Below are 19,393 nucleotides of genomic sequence, written 5' to 3' on the forward strand. Positions count from 1 at the left end.
TCTGAACCGCTACGCTTCCGTTCATCGGCGAATTCCGCTTATTTGACCAAATGCTTGACCGTATCGTCAATAATTTTCTCGTAAGCGATCAGGCCGTTCCCGAGCCAGTATTTATCGCTCACCTCGAACACCTGTCCCTGCTTGACGGCAGGCATCGCCTTCCAAATCGGGCTGTCCGTTATTTCTTTGATCCGTTCTGTGCCTTGACCATATTGATTGATGATGAAAATATAGTCCACATCGAGCTGGGGAAGAATTTCCAGGGAAATGGCGGCGCTGTTCTCCTTCTCCACCAGCTTGGGCTTGCCCAGGCCGAGCTTCTGGTACAGAACCTGTCCGCTCATGTAGTTGCCGCCCATCAGGCTCACGCCCCTGGCCGCGAAACGGATGACCGCCACCTTTTTCCCTTTTGCGGCTTGATCCAGCTTTTCCTTGGCTTCCTGCACTTTTTGACGGTACGCTTTGAGCGCTTGCTCCGCTTCCGCCGTTTTGCCAAGCAGGCTCCCCAGAGTCGCAAGCGATTTCTCCACGTCGCCGGAGGCATTCGTAAAAGCGTACGTCGGCGCAATCTTGGCGTACTTCTCGTAATTGCCGTTGCCCGAATAGCTGTTATTTTGCAAAATGATCAAATCGGGATTATAAGCCATCAGCACTTCCGGAGAAGGGGGGCCGCCCGAAAAATCGAGCCGGGGAACGCCGCTCAGCTCCTGCTGCAAATAATCTTGTCCTTGCGTACCGCTTGACCATTGGGCGACCGGCTTGATCCCCAGCTTCAACAAAGAGTCTTCCAGATACGGGGCAAACACCCGCTGCGGCGCGGCAGGCACCTTGACCTCATGTCCCAATTCGTCCTTGACGACCTGTTCTTGGGCAGGAGCCGGACTTTTACCGTCTGCGGCAGCGCTTTTGTCGTTTGTATTGGCCTCCGGCGCAGGGGCTGCCCCCTTGTTCGCCGTGCCGCAGCCGGCCACCAGCCCACCCGCTACGACGAGACACAGCAAGACGGACATCGGCAACCTGCCCGCCAGTCTTAATCGATGAAGCATGTCACGCATGGAATCTCTCCTTCGTTGATAATAATTCTCATTCACGAGGATTATACATCATGGTCCGAAGCGGGCACCATGGACGCTATCCTGTAATGAATTTGGACAATTCCCTGTAAACAGGAGCTGCGCTTCATCCAGCATCCGTGCAACGGACACGGCGGAATACTCGAACCAGGGGTCCGAGGAAATCAAGTGCACCTGCCCGTTTCGGACGGCTTGGAGCTGACGCCATGCCGCGGAATGCTGGAGCGCCAGCCAATACGCCCGCGAAGCGGCCTCAGGACATACGAGAAGCAGCAGACGGTCGGGATTCAGCTCCGCAAGCCGTTCCATCGTAAGCGGCAGGTGGCCGGACGGCTCGGCCCGGTAAACCAATTTCAGCTTTAAATCCCGGCACAGCACATCCTCTATGCCGCGGTTGCAATAAACATGGAGACCTTGCCCGAAAATACGCAGAACCAGAATACGATCGTCGCCGAGCGCCTCGCCGATGTGCGCCCGGGCCAGCTCCGTCCGCCGTTCGTAGCCGGCGATCCACTGCTCCGCCTTATCCTCCTGTTCCAGGAACCGGGCGATCAGGCGAAGCTGCTCCCGCCATCCGTCCCGCTCCGCGGAAACGAACAAAGACGGCGCGATCTCCTCCAGCTTCCGTTTCTCGTCCTCGCCCAGCCGGTCGGTGCCGATAATCGCGTCGGGGCGCGCCTGCACCAGCGTCCCCAAATTTTCCTCGAACGACCAGCTCGTATAAGGGTCCGTCAGCTTGAGGGGGCGTTTGATTCGCTCTTTATACGCGTTATAGTAATAAGGAGTCCACTTCGAATCGAGCGGCGCGGCCGCAGGCATAATATTCAACGCCAGCAGTTGGCCGGTGACCGAGGAAGAGCATGCGGCAATTTGCTGCCTGGCTTTTTTGACATAGTCGGAGGGGGATACGCCCACCTCCTTCTTGAATTTGCGGCTGAAATAAAACTCGTCCTTGTACCCCACCTTCTGGGCGATTTCCCGCAGCCGCTCCTCCGATTCCATCAAATAGCGCTTGGCCCGGGTAATCCGGAGGTCCGTCAAATAATCCATCGCGCTCTGACCGTACGTTTTCTTGAATAGATCTACAAAATATTTGGGGGTAATATGGGCCATCTGCGCCAGCTGTCCGATGGACAGCGGCTCGTTATAGTGCTCATTCATAAACTCGCGGATTTCAATCAGGCTTTTCTTCGGACTCCGGCTCCTCGCAGACGCGGTTCGTTCCCTCGGCAGCCTTTCTTTTAAAAGCATAATAGCCCTCCTCCCGGTATCCACATGATGACTTCGCGATAATGATAATCATTATCAGTAAGGTATCATATCCCTTTATTTCCAGTCAATCCCGTTCAAGAAAATATATTCTTTCAACCTCCGAAAGAGGATATCCCGATATCCATGCATTTGGAATCGCCGCCCGGTCTTAACGTTGATATTCATTTCATCGTCATTTCCGAACATGCAGAAATAACGGCGCCCCTTCGGTGAAGACGTATCTCTTTCGTGCTGGACCCGTCTTTGTTTTTTGATACAATGGGAATATAAAGTCCACTATTAAGGAAGGGCGTGCCTTTCGTGAAGAGGATGCCGTCTACAGAGGCCGATACGAGGTCAAAACAAAAGAACACCGCCGGGAATGATCGGAGCAAAACGATCGAGCAACCCATGGACCTTCACTCCATACAGCAAAGGGTCATGCTTTCTTCCGGTTCTTCCTTGACGCGGGATGTCGCTTACCTGCAGCGAACCTTCGGCAACCGGCATACGGCACAGCTATTGAAAGCTGCGACAGAAGGACATCGCAACGGCGCCAACTCCGGCGCATCTCATTCCAATGCAACACGGACGGACACCATACAAAGACTCGTAACGTATAAGGGAGCCCTTGCCAAGCTGGACGAGGAGGACGATGATTTCAAAAACCTTCCCCCCGATCAACAAACAAAAGTCCGGAATCAGCATGAGGATCGCACCCAAACTTACGATTATGCGGATCAGGCTTCTTTTTATGCCCATGTTGGCGGAGATACCGATCCTGCTAAAATGCCGAAAATCACGGCCGTAGACCCCAAAAATCTGGAAAAAGCCAAGCGTAGGAAAAACCGGACAGCTTTCTACCGAAATCACAAGAAAATCGGTTCCGTCACCGATAATGCCCATTTCAACAAGCCTGAAAACAAGGGAATGCTGCCCGTCTTTTATCCAATGTCCCACGAAGGCCTGGATGAAAAATCAGTGCAATGGACTAGGAACCCGATGACCAATCAATATGAACTGTTTCGGAGCAACGATCTCACCGCATCCCAGGAACAGGAACTGGACGAAATGTCGTTAACCGTCATTGAGGAGAAAAAAAGCGGTAAAGTTCACTGGACCGCCCACGCCGGTTCCAACCCGGTTTCCAGCTTCACCGATACGGATATCAAGAGCCGCCCTTCCGGCAAGCGTAAATCGGAATATGGAGGAGCAACGTTAGAAGAATTTGCTGAAGATTCCATCGGACCTACCAGCATGAACCTTACGGATCGGAATAACCACTACAAGAAAAAGAAGACCAAGAAAGCGCCTCAAGCGACCCGTGGCCATCAACAAGCCTATGAAGATACCATCACGAAACCAAGCGAGAAGACAAGATTGATCTTGGGGTCGGGCCAGAAGCAAGTTTTCAAGGCGAGCAAAAGCAACAACATTCGCACAACGGACCAAGAACAGGAACCACTTCCAAGTGGAACGATTCCATCTGCCATGAGTCCGGAGCAATATGATGTAGGGCAGCATGGCCGACGTACGCAATTCGAGACGCCGACCCGTAAAGAGAAAGGGGTATATTTCGAGGTCAATGAACTTACTTTGGACTCCGGTACGACCAAAGGCGGGCTGGACATTCCGGGCAAAAAATATTATGCCTCCGCTTCCCAGGATCGTAAGCCTTTAAAGGCCGCCGTATTCGATCAATATGCCCCGGTTTACAGCGAAAAAGAAGATGCCGGCGGTTGGAATGATTATACCGACGAAAACAAAATCGATCCGGACGATTTGCCTCAGCAGCATTTTTTCGGAAGCGACGAGGAAGTGGACTTTTCCGATTCCGATACGGAACCGCAAACACCTCAATTTTTGCCGGAATTTGAAGAAACGGCAGACTTTTTTTCACCTGACGAGCTCCAGCTTGGTCGGGCGTTAGGACAGACCTGGCAAGGTCATGACGATTGGATTGTTAGCGAATATCTGGCAAATACCACGGCTGGCTTTAAATATAAGTTGACCCGAACCCGGTTTGCCTAAATCTGCACGCTAAACACTCATCCCCCACGAAGAAACAAGCAACGTTGCTTCGAACGTCGCTTTTCTCCGGTCAAGCTATCAACTCAAATGACTGCTTCAGGGATCGTCAGCATTTTCCGTATTCCGCACATGCCGCCTCGTAAAACGCCGACCGGACTTCCTCCACGTCAATCTTGTAGCTGCAGCGAATGGAGAAAATGAAGCCGTCGGCGTGAGTCGCGGCGATGCAGTTAAACAGCGAATAAATCGGCAGCGGATTCGGCTGTTTCACGACGGTTTCATCGTACAGGCTTTCCTGCAAACGCTCCTTGGTGCTGTTGCCCAAATAATTAAACATGAACAAATCGAGGTGTTCATACTGCTCCCCAAACTGCACGAGCTCCTTAGTACGGTTCCAATGGCCACGGCAGGCGGGATCGGTAAGCAGGTGCATAAAATTGATGTTGTTGTCCTTCAAAAGGTCCAGCCGGGTTCTTACGGTACGAAGCATCTCGTCCTGATGCAGCCTCGCATCGATCAAGAGAGGCACGAAATCGATAAATTCCCCGACCGTATTGTAGTACGACACATCTTCGTATCTTCGTCCGTCATATAAAAACAGCAAGGGCAAATAATTCGTCTCCAAATAAGTTTGCAGCCCCTTGGTATAGATGGAAAGCGCAGCCCCCAAAGAATGCTCCTTCGCCGGAATATTGACGTTAAACAACAAAGCTTCGTCACTCGTTCGATGCGCCAGCCGCCGCAAGATGTCCCGCTTGCTCTGATGAAACGTTTCCAGCTCGAAGGCCGCGATCCATTCTTGTTCCGTCATGCCTTTGGGGCCTTGCTGAATTTGATGCACATATTGCGCAAACGGCTTTACTTCCTCCGAAGGCGGGGCCTGGCCCTGAAGCAGACTTCTGTAGCAAGAGACCAGCTGCCGCTCGATGACCTCCGTTGTCACCCGGTCGCAAAGGACATGATGCAGGAGCCCGATGACATAATGCTCGCGCAGGTTTCGTTTCAGCACGACCATTTGATGCAAAATATGCTCCCCGACGTACCTGGTGTTTTCAACGAAATCCTGCAGCATGTCCATCAACGGACCGCTCGGATCGCGGCCCGAAACGTCGATGAGACTAAGCTTCGGCGGACGTGCGGAAGGAAGCTTGTATTCCTTCCAGCAAACGCCCGGCTCCCCTTGGACGGGAACGCTTCTCAGCAGACCTTGATGTTGCACGAGCCAAGCGTAAGCCCGGTCTAAAAGCCCGTTATCCACATACTCGTCCAGCTTGAAGAAAACCAGACTGGGCGGCGTGTGGAACTTGATCTGCATTTGTTGTATCGCCCCGAGCGGATATTCACGCGTCACTTGCCCCGATTTGATCCAGTGGTCCGTTTGATCGTAATCGTCTTGAAGCTGCCTGCGAATAGCTGCGGCCTCATCCGTTTCCACCCTTGTTAAACCGAGACGCCGGCAAAAGACCTCTTCGTCGATCGCTTGATTCGGGTCCGTTTCGATCCTTTGATGCAGAGGCACGATATAGTGGGGCAGGAGCGTTCTGGCCACTTTGCCGTTCATCATCCGTACGAGACTTTCAACGCACTCCTCATCTGCAGTATCGCTGTAAAGAACGTAAATCTCTTTCGTTTCGTGAAGAAAATCGCGTACTTGGTACGAGACCAGCTCGTATACGCCCTCCGTTTCCCGGTGCAGCCAGGAAATCAGCTCTTCTTTTGTTTCGATAAGATATTCCTGCTCCTTGGCCGATTGAAGGTAACCGGCCAGCGCCCGGACCGAATTATAGTGATAAATATCGGTTAAGGTAACGTAACATCCCGCTTTCCCCATTTCCGCCATCAGCGCCAGCGCTTTCAGCGAATGACCGCCGAGATCGAAAAAGCCGTCCAACACGCTGAGGTTCGGAATGCCCAATACCCGTTGCCAAATTTCCGCCAGCTTGGCTTCCAGCTCCGTCGCGGGAGCGGCGTGCTCTGCGCCGGTCTGCAGCCTGTCTTCCGGAGCCGGCAGCGCCTTGCGGTCTACCTTGCCGTTGATGGTCAGCGGGATCTGCTCCAGTTGCACGAAGTGGGACGGGATCATGTAGTCCGGCAGCTCCTGCGCCAGAGCGCTTCGCGCCTCGCTTGCGGTGAACGCGCGGTCCGCCACAAAGTAGGCGCATAGCTGCTTCTGCCCGCTTTCGTCCTCCCTGGCGACTACGACGGCTTCCCGGACCGCTTCCACTTTCGCAAGCTGCGACTCGATCTCGCCCGGCTCGATCCGGTATCCGCGAATTTTCACCTGGCCGTCGATCCGGCCTTTGTATTCCAGCGTGCCGTCGGAACGCCACCGGGCCCAATCACCCGTGCGGTAGCAGCGCTCTCCCGGCCGAAATGGGTTGTCGACGAACTTCTCCGCCGTGAGCTCGGGAAGGTTCAAATACCCGCGCGCAACGCCCTCCCCGCCGACGAGAAGCTCGCCCCATGTGCCAATGGGCAGCAATTTCATCGAACGGTCCGTCACATAGGCTTTCGAATAGCTGATCGGACGGCCGATCGGCACCGGTTCCGTCTGCCTGCCGACGATCCGATGCGTCGTAGAAAATGTCGTGTTTTCTGTCGGGCCGTAGGCGTTCACGACAGTGAGCCCGGGGTTATCGCGCAGCACAAGATTGACGTGCGGCACCGATAGGACATCGCCTCCGACAAGCAGCGTTCGCAGGCCGCCAAACAGCGCGCTGTCCTGCTGAGACAATTGATTAAAAAGCGGCGAGGTGAGCCACATCGTCGTGATCCCGCAGCGCCGGATCGCCTCTTTCAACTTTTCCGCGTTCAAGATGACCTCGTTGCTCACGAGATAAAGCTGTCCGCCATTCAGCAGCGCTCCCCAGATCTCGAACGTGGAGGCGTCGAAAACGATAGCGCCCGTTTGCAAAATGCGCGTCGTTTCATCCAGTGCGACGTAGTTGCAATTTTTCACCAGACGGACGACGCTGCGGTGCTCGACCATCACGCCTTTCGGCTTGCCGGTCGAACCCGACGTATAGATGACATAGGCTAAATGGTTCGGCCCCGCTGCGGGCCCGACATTCGATCCGTTCCCGCCGTACGCTTGCGGATCATCCAAACGTACCGTTTTCCCGCTAAAGTCCGGAGGTGCCGATAACCCGCCCCGGGTGAGCAAAATTTTCGCGCCCGAGTCGTCCAGCATGTAGCGGATGCGCTCCGCCGGGTAACCTGGATCGATCGGCACGTACGCGCCGCCGGCTTTCAAGATGGCCAGGAGGCCCACGATCAGGTCCAAGGAACGCTCAATCATGATGCAGACCGGTTGTTCCGGCTGCACTCCTTCCGCCCGCAAGGTCCGCGCCAACCGGTTGGCCCGCTCGTTCAGTTCGGCATACGTCAGCTGCCGGTCCCCGAATACGAGAGCCGGTTGGTCCGGCGTGCGCTCCGCCTGTTCCTCGAACAGTTGAAAAATCGTCTTCTCCCGCGGGTATCCGGCCTTGTTTCCGATCCTTTGCAGCAATTGCGCCTCCTCCTGCATCGTTACTACCTCCCGTTCATCCATGCTTCCATTTGCGGACGATTGCCCGATAACGAAACGACATTCATATATCATACAATATTGTTATTTATTTACTCTTTCATTTCTAAATGTAGATTATCATTATTGCTCCTTTTTTGTCCAATGAATCTCGATCGTCCCATCATTCGTCCGATAATTTGAGAGGATAGCCGTCGAGTAAGCTTGTGTGAATAATCGTTTTGTGCAAGTTGCCTCAGCCGAATTTGAGCCACATTGGTGAAAAAGACGGCCGCAGAATGCGACCGTCCTTGATAACGGGTCCTACAAATATGAAGGGCTTACTTCATTTCCCAGTCCGTGACTTGAGCAATCTCGGAATCGACGTTCTTCAGATTCATTTTCCCCATGTCCACGAGAGTGTCCCATTGTTTTACGCGGTTTTTACCGTTAGGTGGCTGATTGTATTCGTTCGTATCCACAACCAAGGTACGCTTGGCATGGAAATTCTTCATGAAGGTTTTCTCATTCGAGCTGCTGCCCGAACGCGCGAGCAGGCCTTGAAGCGTATCCGAGCCGCCGGTAGCGCCTTGATTCAGCGCCGTATCGACAAACGATCCGATTGTCAACGCACTGGTAAAACCGCGCTGACGCGCTTGTTCAACGCTGTACCGGATATACACGTTATAGAATGTTTCCCACATCGCTTTTCTCCAAGCCGCATCGTTTTGAAGCTTTTTAATCTTGCCGCAGAACACCTTTTCGCTATCTTTAATTTCCAGAATCGAGCCTTTCATTTTCCCGTTGATGCCAAGGCGCTTCAATGCGCCTTCGACCGACGGGTTGCTGGCTCCTTTGGCGGCGTCATAGGCTTTGAAGAGGTCCGGGCCATCGGGATGGGTATCTCTGGAGCCGCCTGTGGTAGCGCCGAAAATGCCGATCGTATACCCGCGCTTATCTTTAATGTCTTCGCAATACCCGTAGTATTTGGTCCAGTTCAAATCGTCCTGCTCCGGTTTGTTGATGAGCTTCATGATGTTGTTCCACTGCTCGCCATCGAGCCCCGTATTATTGCGAAGAAATTGCAGGGTTTCCGGAGAGAAATTGTCGTCAGGAGAAGCTGCCGCTGCTTTGGATGGCTCGAACAAAGCGGTTGCGCCAAACAAGGAAGCCACTAAGGTAAAACAAAGAAAGGCTAACAGAAATTTGGTCCGGCTTTTGGATGGTCTAGCATTGGACATATGCATAATAATCCCTCCTAAAAATGTTGACCGCATGAATAAACAACAGGCTGCTTGCCGATTTACAGGCAATTTTTTAAATCTAATTATCTTCTCCTTTCTCCTCAATACATATAAACGTTTATACTTTCGTGCATCGGTTAACCAGCTGGTTTACAGCTTATACCATTCCCTCCCTTCTTCGTTTATAATATAAACGTTTATATTTTTGGGTTAAAAGAGGCGTTGTATTCGAAAAGCAGCCCAGTGTTGCGTACAACACCGAATCACTTTTAACCCCGCGTATAAAACCGCTTACTTCCAAGATTACCACCAGAATCGAACATTGTGAAGACACTTTTTTTAATAAATATGGCTTCCGCTCGATTCAAATATCCAAACAAGACAACGCGCCCATGGAACAGTCGTTCCTGAGCATGTCATCGATGCATGTGTTACCACTTGATCGCTTTAGGAATATCTTCTTCGTTCACTTTTTCCCATTCCTGCGCGTAAGCGCCTTTTGCCAGTACTTTTAGATACGCCCCCTGCAATAACGGAAGGCTTGCCGTGAACGTTACCTCTTTCTGTTCCCCCTGGGCATTATAACCGGCCAGCACGTACTTATATCGGCCCTGGTCAGGCTCTCCCGGTTTCGTAATTTGGACATACACATATTCTTTTGTAATTAAGGGGTTGAAGCGATCGACTACGTCCCTGTACTTTATACCAACCAGAACCGCCAGAATCACAATGACTAAAGCTGCTATCGCGCCGCCTTTTTTCATGGTTTGTTTTCTCCTTTCCCTTGCACCCTTTATTCATGCTCTCATGGCATTTTTGACGATGTTTCTGTAATAGCCCACGGTTAGAACGGCAAACACAAAGTAAATCAATGCGTACACTCCCATCGCAATCGCCGATGGCACGACGATGCTGGAAATCACTAAGATGGATGCCGCTTTGACGGCAAATACGGAATGCAAGAGCCCGATCAAGAGCGGGATGGCGAAGACGAATAGCTGCTTGCGCACAATTCCCCTCATGATGGCATTCACGTCAAAGCCGAGCTGCCGCAGGGTCATAAAGCTCCGCTTCTCCTGCTCCGCTTCCGTCATTTGCTTGAAATACAGAATGCTGCCGGTCGAAATGAGAAAGACGAGTCCGAGAAATCCCGAAATGAAGATGAATAACCCGAACGACTGGAGAGAGGCTTCGTATTGCGTATGGAAATCGGGCATAAATTTATCTTCCTTTTTATACTTCGCATATAGACCGGATGCCTTGGCACGCTCTTTTTTGTCCGGAACCTGATACGTGTCAAAGCGAACCGCTTCAAAATCGGGTGAGGTCCGCATGCTCTCTCCGAGTTCCTTAAAGGTTGATTTCGCTATCACCAGTTGAGCGCCATACACGTTATAATTCATGACAAACTTAACGACGAGTCCTGTCAGCCGAAGCGTCTCCGTACCTCCGTTTTTCCCCGGCTTAATCTCTTTTGAAAAATTTCTTTCCTCTCCCTTGTTCTTTCCTTCGAGATTTGCCCGGCCGTTGTAAAGAACCGCTTCTCCTTTTCCAGGCACCTTGATGTCCGCTCCGGCTTCCAGAAGCTGTTCGGCAGGGAGAAAGAGCAGCCCTTGGGCATCGCTTTTCGAACGATTGTCCGGGTCGGAAATTTTGCCCATCAGCCGCACGGCTTCAACCGGTTTATGAACGAAGGTTATTCCCTCCTTCTTCAGCTCCTCGCTGAACGACCTTGACTCCTTCTCGCTATTCTCGAAAATAAAATCGTACGGCAGCGAGATCCGGGTATCGCTTTCCGCAGAAAAATAAAGCGAGTAGGCCATCGCGACCATTGTGAGCGTCATCGCCGACAGCACGGTAATTAAGGTTAGCGAGTTGGCATTCGCTTTCATCCGGTGCATCAGCGGGGCGAGGGACAAACTGTTGGCCAGCCCGAGATGTCCGTTTTTGCTCCTCCGGAACATATAGAAAAACCAACTAATCGTGACGCGGAACAGAAGATACGTACCCAAGATGGTCGATAGGAGGACCAATAGCATGTTAAAAAACAGCATGTCGTTCAACATGTGTCCCGAAAGCCGATAGCCGTAACCAATGAGCGCGATGCCCAATAAGGCCAGGAGCACCGCAACGATGGAATTCGGCTTTTTGGGATGCTCGCTTTGCTGGTCCGCATGAAACAGTTGGAGCAAGGTGCTGCGATAAACCGTTAGCAGCATCTGGACCGAAGTGAGCACAATCAGCGCGGCAAACACGATAACCGTCTGAAGCGCGGCCGGAGCGGAGAACGTCAGCGCGATAAATCCTTCGAATCCCAGAAGCTTCATAAGAATGAGCAGGAACAGACGCGCTACGAGCGCGCCGCTGCCGATACCCAATAGAAGCGCGCCCGCACCCAGCAGCGCATTTTCGATGATAAGAAGACGGGCTACCCCCTTCTTGGTCAAACCTATCAATTGATACAACCCGATTTCCCTGCTGCGGCGTTTCAGAAAGATGCGGTTCGCGTAAACCGTGAACACGGCCACGATAAGCAGGAGCAAAATTCCCGCCACCTGGAACGAAGTAGCGAAGTTCACATCCGAGCTCGACGTACGGACAATGGATGAGTCATTCTGTAACGTGGCAAAGACGAAATACAGACTCGTGCTAAAGATGAGTGCGAAAAAGTAAAGATAATAGTGTTTAATATTTTTCCGCATGCTGCGGGCGACAAGCTCAAATAACGTCAACCGTGTCACCCCCGAGAACAGCCTGCACATCCATAATATCTTTGAAGAAGGCCTGCCTCGTTTTGTCGCCGCGGTATAATTCGGAATAGATCGTCCCGTCCTTCAAAAAGACAACACGGCTGCAATAGCTTGAAGCCACGGGATCGTGGGTGACCATTACAATGGTGACCTTCCGTTTTTGATTGAGAGCTTCCATCGTTCCGAGCAGCGAGGAAGCCGATTTGGAATCAAGCGCCCCCGTCGGTTCGTCGGCGAATAAGATTGCCGGCCGGTGAATGAGCGCGCGGCAGGCGGAAGTCCGCTGTTTTTGGCCGCCCGATATTTCATGCGGGTATTTGTCCGCCAGGTCGTTGATGTCGAGAATATTGGCAATGGTACGGAACTCTTCTTCCGCTTCCTTTTTATTCATCTTTCCAAGGGAGACGGGAAGGAGAATATTTTCCTTAACCGTCAGCGTGTCAAGCAGATTATAGTCCTGGAAAATGAACCCCAGTTTGTCGCGGCGGAAAGCGGACAGTTCGGCATCTTTCATTCTGGAAATGTCCGTATCTTCGATAAGAATCGTCCCTTCCGTCGGGCGGTCGATGGTGGCGAGAACATTTAGCAGGGTCGTCTTACCCGATCCGGACGGTCCCATGATTCCGACAAATTCACTCTCGATGACACGAAGCTCGATGCCTTTTAACACTTGCTGGGCGCTTCCCTTCGTTCCGTATGATTTGCGGACATCGTGAGCGTGCAGCATCGTTTTTTGTGTATCTATGTGATTCATACTTAACCTCCAAGTTTGCGTTAGCCTTATTGTAAGGTGTCCCTCATCCTTTGTCGCACGTTTTAGATGATAAACGGGAACGGCAAGGTGACAATATTGTCATGTTCCGCTATAGGGCTGCCATTTTCCATAAAATAAGCAGTCAGGAATATCCCGACTGCCAGGTGTGTTCGTCTATTGGTCATCCGGTTCGGATGGATTCGAAGTCATTTTTCGCGGTGAAAATCATACGCATCACGGTTCCTTTACCCGGTCCGGATTGCGCCTCCAGGGTAATCCCGATTTTGGCGGCAACAGTCTGCGCAAGATACAATCCAAGGCCGGTCGCCGCATTTTGAAGTCTTCCGTTTCCGCCTGTAAATCCTTTGTCAAAAATGCGGGGCAGGTCGTGCGCCGGAATTCCGGGCCCCTCGTCCTTGATAGCGAGGATGACATGGCCAGCCTCCGTCATTTCAGTCGAAATCACGATCGTTCCGCCATCCGGACTGTATTTCACTGCGTTAGTCAATACTTGCCGGATCATGAACCGGCACCATTTGCTGTCGGTGATGACCTCCGTATCCTCCCCTTCGAAGTCGACCGCTATGTTCTTCTCCACACACCACGAGGCCAAATCGCGAACTTCTTTCGCGGCAAGCCGCTGAATCGCGGCTGCTTCCAAAACATAATCCGACCGCAGGGATGGCAGACGCGTAATGTACAGCTGCCGATCGATAAGCAAATAGATCCGTAACCATTCCGCTTCGATTTTACGTATCGCCGGATCGCTGCGATTGGCATCGATGATCAGCTTCATGGCGGTGAGAGGCGCTTTTACTTCGTGCACCCAAGAGGCCGTGTACTCATTTTCGATGAACTGCGCCTTTTTACATTCGGACAGTTTTCGTCTAAAGAAGAGATCTGCGGCACGCAATACTTCACTCGTTACCTCATCCCGTACATTTTCGGCCATCGGCAAGGTTTCGATCCAATCGTCATTCATCTCTTCGGGGAGTGCGGCAAGCGCAGCCGCATATTTCGTCTCTTTGCGATAACGCCACAGGAAGAAGCCGATAAACGAAAGAAGAAACAAGGTATTCAAATAAACGATGGAGCTAGTTTGTATATGGATGCCTTTATCCAGCCAAATAAGCAAGTCTGTAAAACCAAGCAGCATCATAAACAGCAGAATCCAACTTTTCATACTGCCAACGTAGCGTATAAACACCCCTCTCGCGTTCCTCCCCTATAACGTGATGGCCATGTAGCCTAATCCTTTTTTCGTTACGATGGCGTCTTCCAATTGGAGGAAGGCCAGCTTCTGGCGTAATCGCGTGATATTCGCAGTCAGGGTATTATCGTTAACGAACTGCTCGTCTTCCCATAGCTTTCGTATGAGGTCATGACGTGTAATAATCTCGTTCTTCGCCTTGACGAGGACGGCAAGTATGAAAAATTCGTTTTTCGTCAATTCAACCTCTTGGCCGTCCAGGCGGATGACGCCGCGTTTCATATCGATCAGTGCGCCGTTCCATTCGATAATATCGGCCGTTTCTTCCACGTAAGCGTATGTGCGGCGAGGGATGGCCTGGATTTTGGCAAACAGCACCTCCATGTTGAACGGCTTCTGGATGTAGTCATCCGCCCCCATGTTCATGGCCATGACCATATCCATCGGGTGATCCCGCGAAGATATAAAAAGAATCGGCACCTTCGATACCGCTCGAATTTCCCGGCACCAGTGAAAGCCGTCGTACTTTGGGAGTTGAACGTCCAGGATGACAAGATGAGGCTGCTCCTTTATAAAAGGTCCCATAATATCATGGAAATGATCGGGCCCCGCGACACGAAAAGACCACTTCTCTAATCTTTCCTTCAGTGAATCGAAGATGGAGGTATCGTCTTCTACAATGAAAATGCTCATGTCCATTCCAATACACTCCCTTTCTAAAATAATTTAAAACCTATATGCGACGTTAATAAAACGCCTCACATAGGTTTGGTTGCAGCCTGCCTGTATACGGGAATTACCATGGCCATAATCGGGATTGGCACGTCCGGATTGGCAACCGTCCATTAAATGAGGGCAAACTGACGCAGAAGCTTCATAACGGTCTCTCTCTTGACCGGCTTGCTGATATACTCGTCCATTCCGGCCGCCAGGCATTTTTCCCGATCGCCCTTCAAGGCGTTGGCCGTGACGGCAATGATTCGGGGGCTCTTCTCTTTGAGACTCTTTTTTATGATTTGTGTTGCCTCCAGGCCGTTCAGAATGGGCATATGCAGGTCCATAAAAATGACATCAAAATGCTCTTTGCCGGCGGCTTCGGTCGCTTCTTTACCGTTGGTGACGACGGTAACCTTATGCCCCATTTTTTCAAGCATTTTGCTCATCACAAGTTGATTGATCGGATTGTCTTCAGCGAGCAAGATGCTCGTCTTCATCGCATGATTTGGCATCGGCTCAAAAACCTGTTCGCCCGGAAGTTCCGGCGCTTCCTTCAGCCTGATGGTGAAAATAAACGACGATCCGTTGGTGCCGTCACTGACGGCGTGAATTTCTCCGCCCATCATACCGACCAGCCTGCGGCTGATCGCAAGACCAAGGCCGGTGCCTTCGTGTCTGCGGGTCATAAAGCTGCCGATTTGCGCGAACGGCTCAAATATGTGGTTAAGCCACGCGGGATCAATGCCCGTCCCTGTATCTGTAACGGTAAAGACCAGCTTGTTCGGATCTCCCTTTCGTTGCTCCACTTTTACCGATATGCTGCCCCTTGGTGTAAATTTTACAGCATTGCCCAACAGGTTGATCAGCACCTGTTTCAGTCGCTCGTGGTCGCCATAAATATAGTCGGGAACATCGTGATTGAGGGTGTACGTCAGGCTTAAGTTCTTTATTTCAGCTCTGCCGGAAATGACGGAAAAGCTGTCTTTGATGCATTTTCGCAGATCGAAAATCTCCTCTTGAAGTTCGATTCGCCCCGCTTCGATTTTGGAAAGATCAAGGATGTCATTAATGATGCTGAGCAGGGTCTCCCCGCTTTTGCGGATGATTTCTACACAGCTCCGCTGCTCCTCACTTAAATCGGTCATATCAAGCAGAATATCCGTCATTCCGACCACCCCGTTCATCGGTGTACGGATTTCATGGCTCATCATGGCCAAAAACTCGGTTTTTGCTTTATTTGTGGCCTCGGCCGCCTCCTTGGCAAGCAGCAATTTTTTCTGTTCAGATATGTCCTTGCAAATCAGGTAAAACCCGATATTATTCCCGCCTACAAAAATCGGCGCTATACTTGCAAGCACTTCGACGGTATTGCCATCTTTGGTAACTACCCTGCCGATGTCATGCTCAATTGAATTATCGTAAAGTGACTTCTCAAGTATCTTGCTTACATTTTCATTTCCAATCAGATTCGCAAGCTTCATACCGATCAATTCCGTTTCGATCCGGTACCCGGTCAGCTTCTCGGCCATGGTATTGGCATTAATAATGCGGCCGTCGAGGCCGAAGGAAATGACGGCATCATGGTTGTATTTTTTGAGCGAAGTATACCGTTCGACGGACTCGTGAAGTTGTCGCTCGGATTCTTTTTGTTTCGTGATATCAATCATTTGGGTAATGTAATACATAGGAGTGTCCGTCTCGTCGCAAAAAAGCTTGAAGAAGAGCAGTCCCCACATGATCTCGCCATTTTTTTTGATGTATCTGCCTTCAATCTGTACTTCACCGTCATTGCTCAATAACGCCTTTAGATCGTCAATGCCGGTTTGCGCTTCATCGGGGTGAGTAAAGTCGCCTATTCGCTTGCCGTCAAACTCCGCTTTGGAATATCCCAACATCTTTTCCATTGCGGGATTGACCGTCAAAATAAGCCCATCTGGCGAAACAAGGGAAATTCCAAAAGAAGCATGGTCAAACACTTGTTGATTGAAGGTGACTTGATTCAAATTCACGCGATGCATGCGGCTTACCTCCGTAGATTCTACAAATAACTTCGTTATTTCGTTCAAAGGACACACTTCCTAAGGTATTTACCCATTATTGGGTCCACTGAAACATATAAGTTGGCGAATTTTCCAAGATTTATACCGCGTCCATAGTTGAAAACAGGCATGGCTCCGCTCATCTATTGGTCAATTTATCATACTGCTTCGTTTTTGGAAAGATATCCACGGCTGCCGCGATGAACGGCAGCTTTGTTGCGCTAAAGGGCAGAATAGGTGTCACAGACCTGAGAATCACTATTATCGGACTGCCTTTAGAATCGGCATCCTCTCAAGTGACGAAATCATAGATGCCCAACTTACAAGCATTTCGCTTTTCTTTCGCATAAGGTGTAATGAAAGGAGTGGGTGGATTGACGAAAATCACAATCGCTGCAGTCGGGGATTTGTTGATGAAAAAGAAGATGATCGCCTCGGCCGCACGGGAAGGCGGATTCGCTCCGATTTTTGCCAAAGTGAAACCCTATCTGCGGAAATCCGATTTAACGATAGGCAATCTGGAGACGACCTTCTCCGGCAACCATTTTCGCGGAGAGCCCGGAAAGCTGTTGTTCAGCTCCCCGGACAAATTCGCTGCTACGCTCCGGAACGTGGGCTTCGATGTATTAGGCACAGCCAATAACCATTGTATGGACGGGAAACGATCCGGATTGAAGCGGACATTAAACGTCCTCGATCGATACGGCCTGCGGCATACGGGCACGTATCGATCCGCCCGGGAAGCCCGCCGGAAACTGATTGTTAACGTAAAGGGGATAAAAATCGGAATATTGGCTTATACGAAAGGAACGAACGGGATCCCCGTGCCGGAGCCGTGGCTAGTCAACAGGCTAAACCGGAAAAAAATAATAGCGGATGTGCACGGCTTGAAGAGTAGAACAGATTTTATCATCGCTTGCCTGCATTTCGGAAAAGAATTTCGAACTTATCCCGACCGCAACCAAATCCGGCTCATGCGGCTGCTGTTTAAGAATGGCGTGAATGTCGTGCTGGGAGCACATCCCCATGTGCTGCATCCGATAAGAATGTTTAAGATGAAGGACATCGACGGACTTATTAGAAATCGGGTAGCGGCGTCTTCTCTGGGAAATTTCGTATCGACCGAACTTCCCCGGCATACCGCTAGGTTGCGAGGAACCATCTTGAGGTTAACCTTAACGAAAAATGCAAAAGGGGTAACGGATGTGTTGAAAATGTCACGTGTGCCAACCCGCATTTTGCAAAATATAGGGAAGAAAAACGTTTATCGGGTTGTGCCGGGTAGATAGCGACGGGCATTGGCCGATGATGACATATAAGCCCGGGAACAAAGCAGTATCGCTTTCGTTTCCCGGGTTGTTTTTCTGAAAGGCAGCCGTACATTAACGGATTACCAATACGCCAAGCGCTGTAAGATGTGCCTCCGGAATTAAAATAAAAGCCGGATTTCCGGCAAAAAAGGATAGATTTTCAGGGGGTTCCCGAAGCTCTATCCTTCTTTCCGTTTGCCGCTGTCCTATCGTCTCCACGATGGCGCCGCGTTTTACTTGCCGTTAAAGAATAATTGAATTTCCCGACTCGCGTTATTCGGCGAATCCGACCGTGAATCATGTTAAACGCGACATAGAGCCCGTAGTCTCGATTTTTTCGCTCTTACTTTGCCGCGAATTTGTAGGCAATCGGCAGGCTTTCCGGGGCAAGCAGCACCGTGCTGTGAATCGGCACTAGTTCCTTCGCGTGTATTCGCGCTAGCTTGATCATTTGTCCGAACAATTCGGTAAGGGCAATTTTCACTTCCAATTTGGCCAAATGAACGCCGAGACAGTAGTGGATGCCGTTCGAGAATGCCAGATGATTGGCATTGTTTTTGCGATCGATATCGAAGATGTCCGCGTTTTCAAACACCCGCTCATCCCGATTCGCCGCTCCCAGCCACACGTTGACCGGGTCTCCCCTGCGCATCAAATGACCGCCGATTTCAATGTCCTTCATGACGATGCGGAACGTCGATTGAACAGGCGAACGATACCGCAGAACTTCATCAATCACTTTGGATACCGTCTCCGGGTCCTCCCAAATCCTCTGCATGACCTCCGGGTGTTCGTCCAGCGTAAGCACCGTATTCGTCAAAAGGTGCGCTGTCGTTTCAATGCCCCCGATAACAAGCAGGAAGCAAAAATCAACCAGTTCCTTGTCGGTAAACCCGCCCCCTGTCTCTCCTTTGACAGACAGCAACGCGCTCACCAAATCGTCCTTGGGTTCTCTCCGCCGGCTGTCAATCATCCATTGGAAATAGCTGCAAATCTCGTCTTGAAGCGCTTCGCTTTCCTCTTCATACGCATCCATTCCCCCGGTGAACGAGTTATACTTTATTTCCAGTTCAGACCACCTTTTAAAAGGAAGCCGATCTTCAGGGGGAATGCCCAACCAGTCCGTTAGGATATGAAGCGGCAGCGGGATCGAGAAGCTGCGGACCAGATCCGTTTCTTCCCGTCCCCTCAAAGCGTCGATTAATTCTGTCACCACTGCGACAATGCGCGGAGCAATGCCCATGGCCATCTTGGGCGTGAACAGCTGGCTCGCCATGGAACGGTATTTCTGATGCCGCGGCGGGTCCATAAACAGGATGCTTCTCTCCTCAAAAGAAACCTGGGAAGAGAAGGTAGAATGATCGGTCAGCACTTGCTTGACATCCTCATACCGGAACACATTCCAGGCATGATTGGTGTCTTTGTAGACAGGATTGGCAGCGCGCATTTGCCGGTAAAGAGGGAACGGATTCAATCCGTCCCATGTGATCGGCTGATTCATAGGACCCT

The 19,393-nt window shown here is 51.1% G+C and carries 13 protein-coding genes; 2 read left to right on the forward strand and 11 right to left on the reverse strand.

Annotated features, from left to right (window positions below):
- Positions 1-38 precede the first annotated feature (38 nt).
- Together KQX66_RS02665 and KQX66_RS02670 are read right to left on the reverse strand one after the other, a co-directional pair.
- Positions 39-1,055, reverse strand: a complete 1,017-nt coding sequence (locus KQX66_RS02665; protein ID WP_216789334.1) for an ABC transporter substrate-binding protein — start codon at positions 1,053-1,055, stop codon at positions 39-41.
- A gap of 48 nt (positions 1,056-1,103) precedes the next feature.
- Positions 1,104-2,324 (reverse strand): ABC transporter substrate-binding protein, encoded by a 1,221-nt coding sequence (locus KQX66_RS02670; protein WP_216789335.1) that lies wholly within the window; start codon positions 2,322-2,324, stop codon positions 1,104-1,106.
- A 321-nt stretch (positions 2,325-2,645) separates the two neighbouring features.
- On the opposite strand from KQX66_RS02670, the gene KQX66_RS02675 reads away from it, so the two are divergent.
- Positions 2,646-4,355, forward strand: a complete 1,710-nt coding sequence (locus KQX66_RS02675; protein WP_216789336.1) for a hypothetical protein — start codon at positions 2,646-2,648, stop codon at positions 4,353-4,355.
- A gap of 106 nt (positions 4,356-4,461) precedes the next feature.
- Here the strand turns inward: KQX66_RS02675 and KQX66_RS02680 are convergent, their stop codons facing one another.
- The 8 genes from KQX66_RS02680 to KQX66_RS02715 all read right to left on the reverse strand — a co-directional run bounded on the left by KQX66_RS02680 (position 4,462) and on the right by KQX66_RS02715 (position 16,553).
- Positions 4,462-7,863: a non-ribosomal peptide synthetase gene (locus KQX66_RS02680; RefSeq protein ID WP_438804165.1), complete on the reverse strand. Its 3,402-nt coding sequence runs from the start codon at positions 7,861-7,863 to the stop codon at positions 4,462-4,464.
- A 338-nt stretch (positions 7,864-8,201) separates the two neighbouring features.
- Entirely contained in the window at positions 8,202-9,107 is a 906-nt protein-coding gene (locus tag KQX66_RS02685; RefSeq protein ID WP_216789341.1) for a chitosanase, read from the reverse strand.
- Between the two features lie 428 nt (positions 9,108-9,535).
- The gene (locus KQX66_RS02690) at positions 9,536-9,868 is read right to left on the reverse strand and encodes a YxeA family protein (protein WP_216789343.1); all 333 of its coding nucleotides are present in this window, start codon (positions 9,866-9,868) and stop codon (positions 9,536-9,538) included.
- A gap of 33 nt (positions 9,869-9,901) precedes the next feature.
- Positions 9,902-11,836, reverse strand: a complete 1,935-nt coding sequence (locus tag KQX66_RS02695) for an ABC transporter permease (protein WP_216789345.1) — start codon at positions 11,834-11,836, stop codon at positions 9,902-9,904.
- Positions 11,823-12,608, reverse strand: a complete 786-nt coding sequence (locus KQX66_RS02700; protein ID WP_216789347.1) for an ABC transporter ATP-binding protein — start codon at positions 12,606-12,608, stop codon at positions 11,823-11,825. The genes KQX66_RS02695 and KQX66_RS02700 overlap by 14 nt, the downstream gene beginning before the upstream one ends.
- Before the next feature lie 181 nt (positions 12,609-12,789).
- Complete coding sequence (locus tag KQX66_RS02705) at positions 12,790-13,815, reverse strand: sensor histidine kinase (protein WP_308647056.1); 1,026 nt, start codon at positions 13,813-13,815, stop codon at positions 12,790-12,792.
- Between the two features lie 18 nt (positions 13,816-13,833).
- Positions 13,834-14,517, reverse strand: a complete 684-nt coding sequence (locus KQX66_RS02710) for a response regulator transcription factor (protein WP_284439768.1) — start codon at positions 14,515-14,517, stop codon at positions 13,834-13,836.
- Positions 14,518-14,663: 146 nt separating this feature from the next.
- Positions 14,664-16,553: a PAS domain S-box protein gene (locus tag KQX66_RS02715; RefSeq protein ID WP_216789349.1), complete on the reverse strand. Its 1,890-nt coding sequence runs from the start codon at positions 16,551-16,553 to the stop codon at positions 14,664-14,666.
- Between the two features lie 386 nt (positions 16,554-16,939).
- Here KQX66_RS02715 and KQX66_RS02720 point away from each other — a divergent pair, with 386 nt between their 5' ends.
- On the forward strand, positions 16,940-17,863 hold the full coding sequence (locus KQX66_RS02720) for a CapA family protein (protein ID WP_308647058.1): 924 nt from the start codon (positions 16,940-16,942) through the stop codon (positions 17,861-17,863).
- 364 nt (positions 17,864-18,227) lie between these two features.
- On the opposite strand, the gene KQX66_RS02725 is transcribed toward KQX66_RS02720, so the two are convergent.
- A complete protein-coding gene (locus KQX66_RS02725; RefSeq protein WP_216789353.1) occupies positions 18,228-19,385 on the reverse strand; it encodes a cytochrome P450 in 1,158 nt (385 codons plus the stop codon).
- Positions 19,386-19,393 lie beyond the last annotated feature (8 nt).

It is taken from the genome of Paenibacillus oleatilyticus (assembly GCF_018998565.1).
Classification (GTDB): Bacteria; Bacillota; Bacilli; order Paenibacillales; family NBRC-103111; genus Paenibacillus_G; species Paenibacillus_G oleatilyticus.

What these genes read in the sequence shown, in the direction of transcription:
- KQX66_RS02665 (WP_216789334.1), bottom strand. Translation starts at nt 1,055, where the DNA reads ATGCGTGACATGCTTCATCGATTAAGACTGGCGGGCAGGTTGCCGATG.
- KQX66_RS02670 (WP_216789335.1), bottom strand. Translation starts at nt 2,324, where the DNA reads ATGCTTTTAAAAGAAAGGCTGCCGAGGGAACGAACCGCGTCTGCGAGG.
- KQX66_RS02685 (WP_216789341.1), bottom strand. Translation starts at nt 9,107, where the DNA reads ATGCATATGTCCAATGCTAGACCATCCAAAAGCCGGACCAAATTTCTG.
- KQX66_RS02690 (WP_216789343.1), bottom strand. Translation starts at nt 9,868, where the DNA reads ATGAAAAAAGGCGGCGCGATAGCAGCTTTAGTCATTGTGATTCTGGCG.
- KQX66_RS02700 (WP_216789347.1), bottom strand. Translation starts at nt 12,608, where the DNA reads ATGAATCACATAGATACACAAAAAACGATGCTGCACGCTCACGATGTC.
- KQX66_RS02710 (WP_284439768.1), bottom strand. Translation starts at nt 14,517, where the DNA reads ATGGACATGAGCATTTTCATTGTAGAAGACGATACCTCCATCTTCGAT.
- KQX66_RS02715 (WP_216789349.1), bottom strand. Translation starts at nt 16,553, where the DNA reads ATGCATCGCGTGAATTTGAATCAAGTCACCTTCAATCAACAAGTGTTT.
- KQX66_RS02725 (WP_216789353.1), bottom strand. Translation starts at nt 19,385, where the DNA reads ATGAATCAGCCGATCACATGGGACGGATTGAATCCGTTCCCTCTTTAC.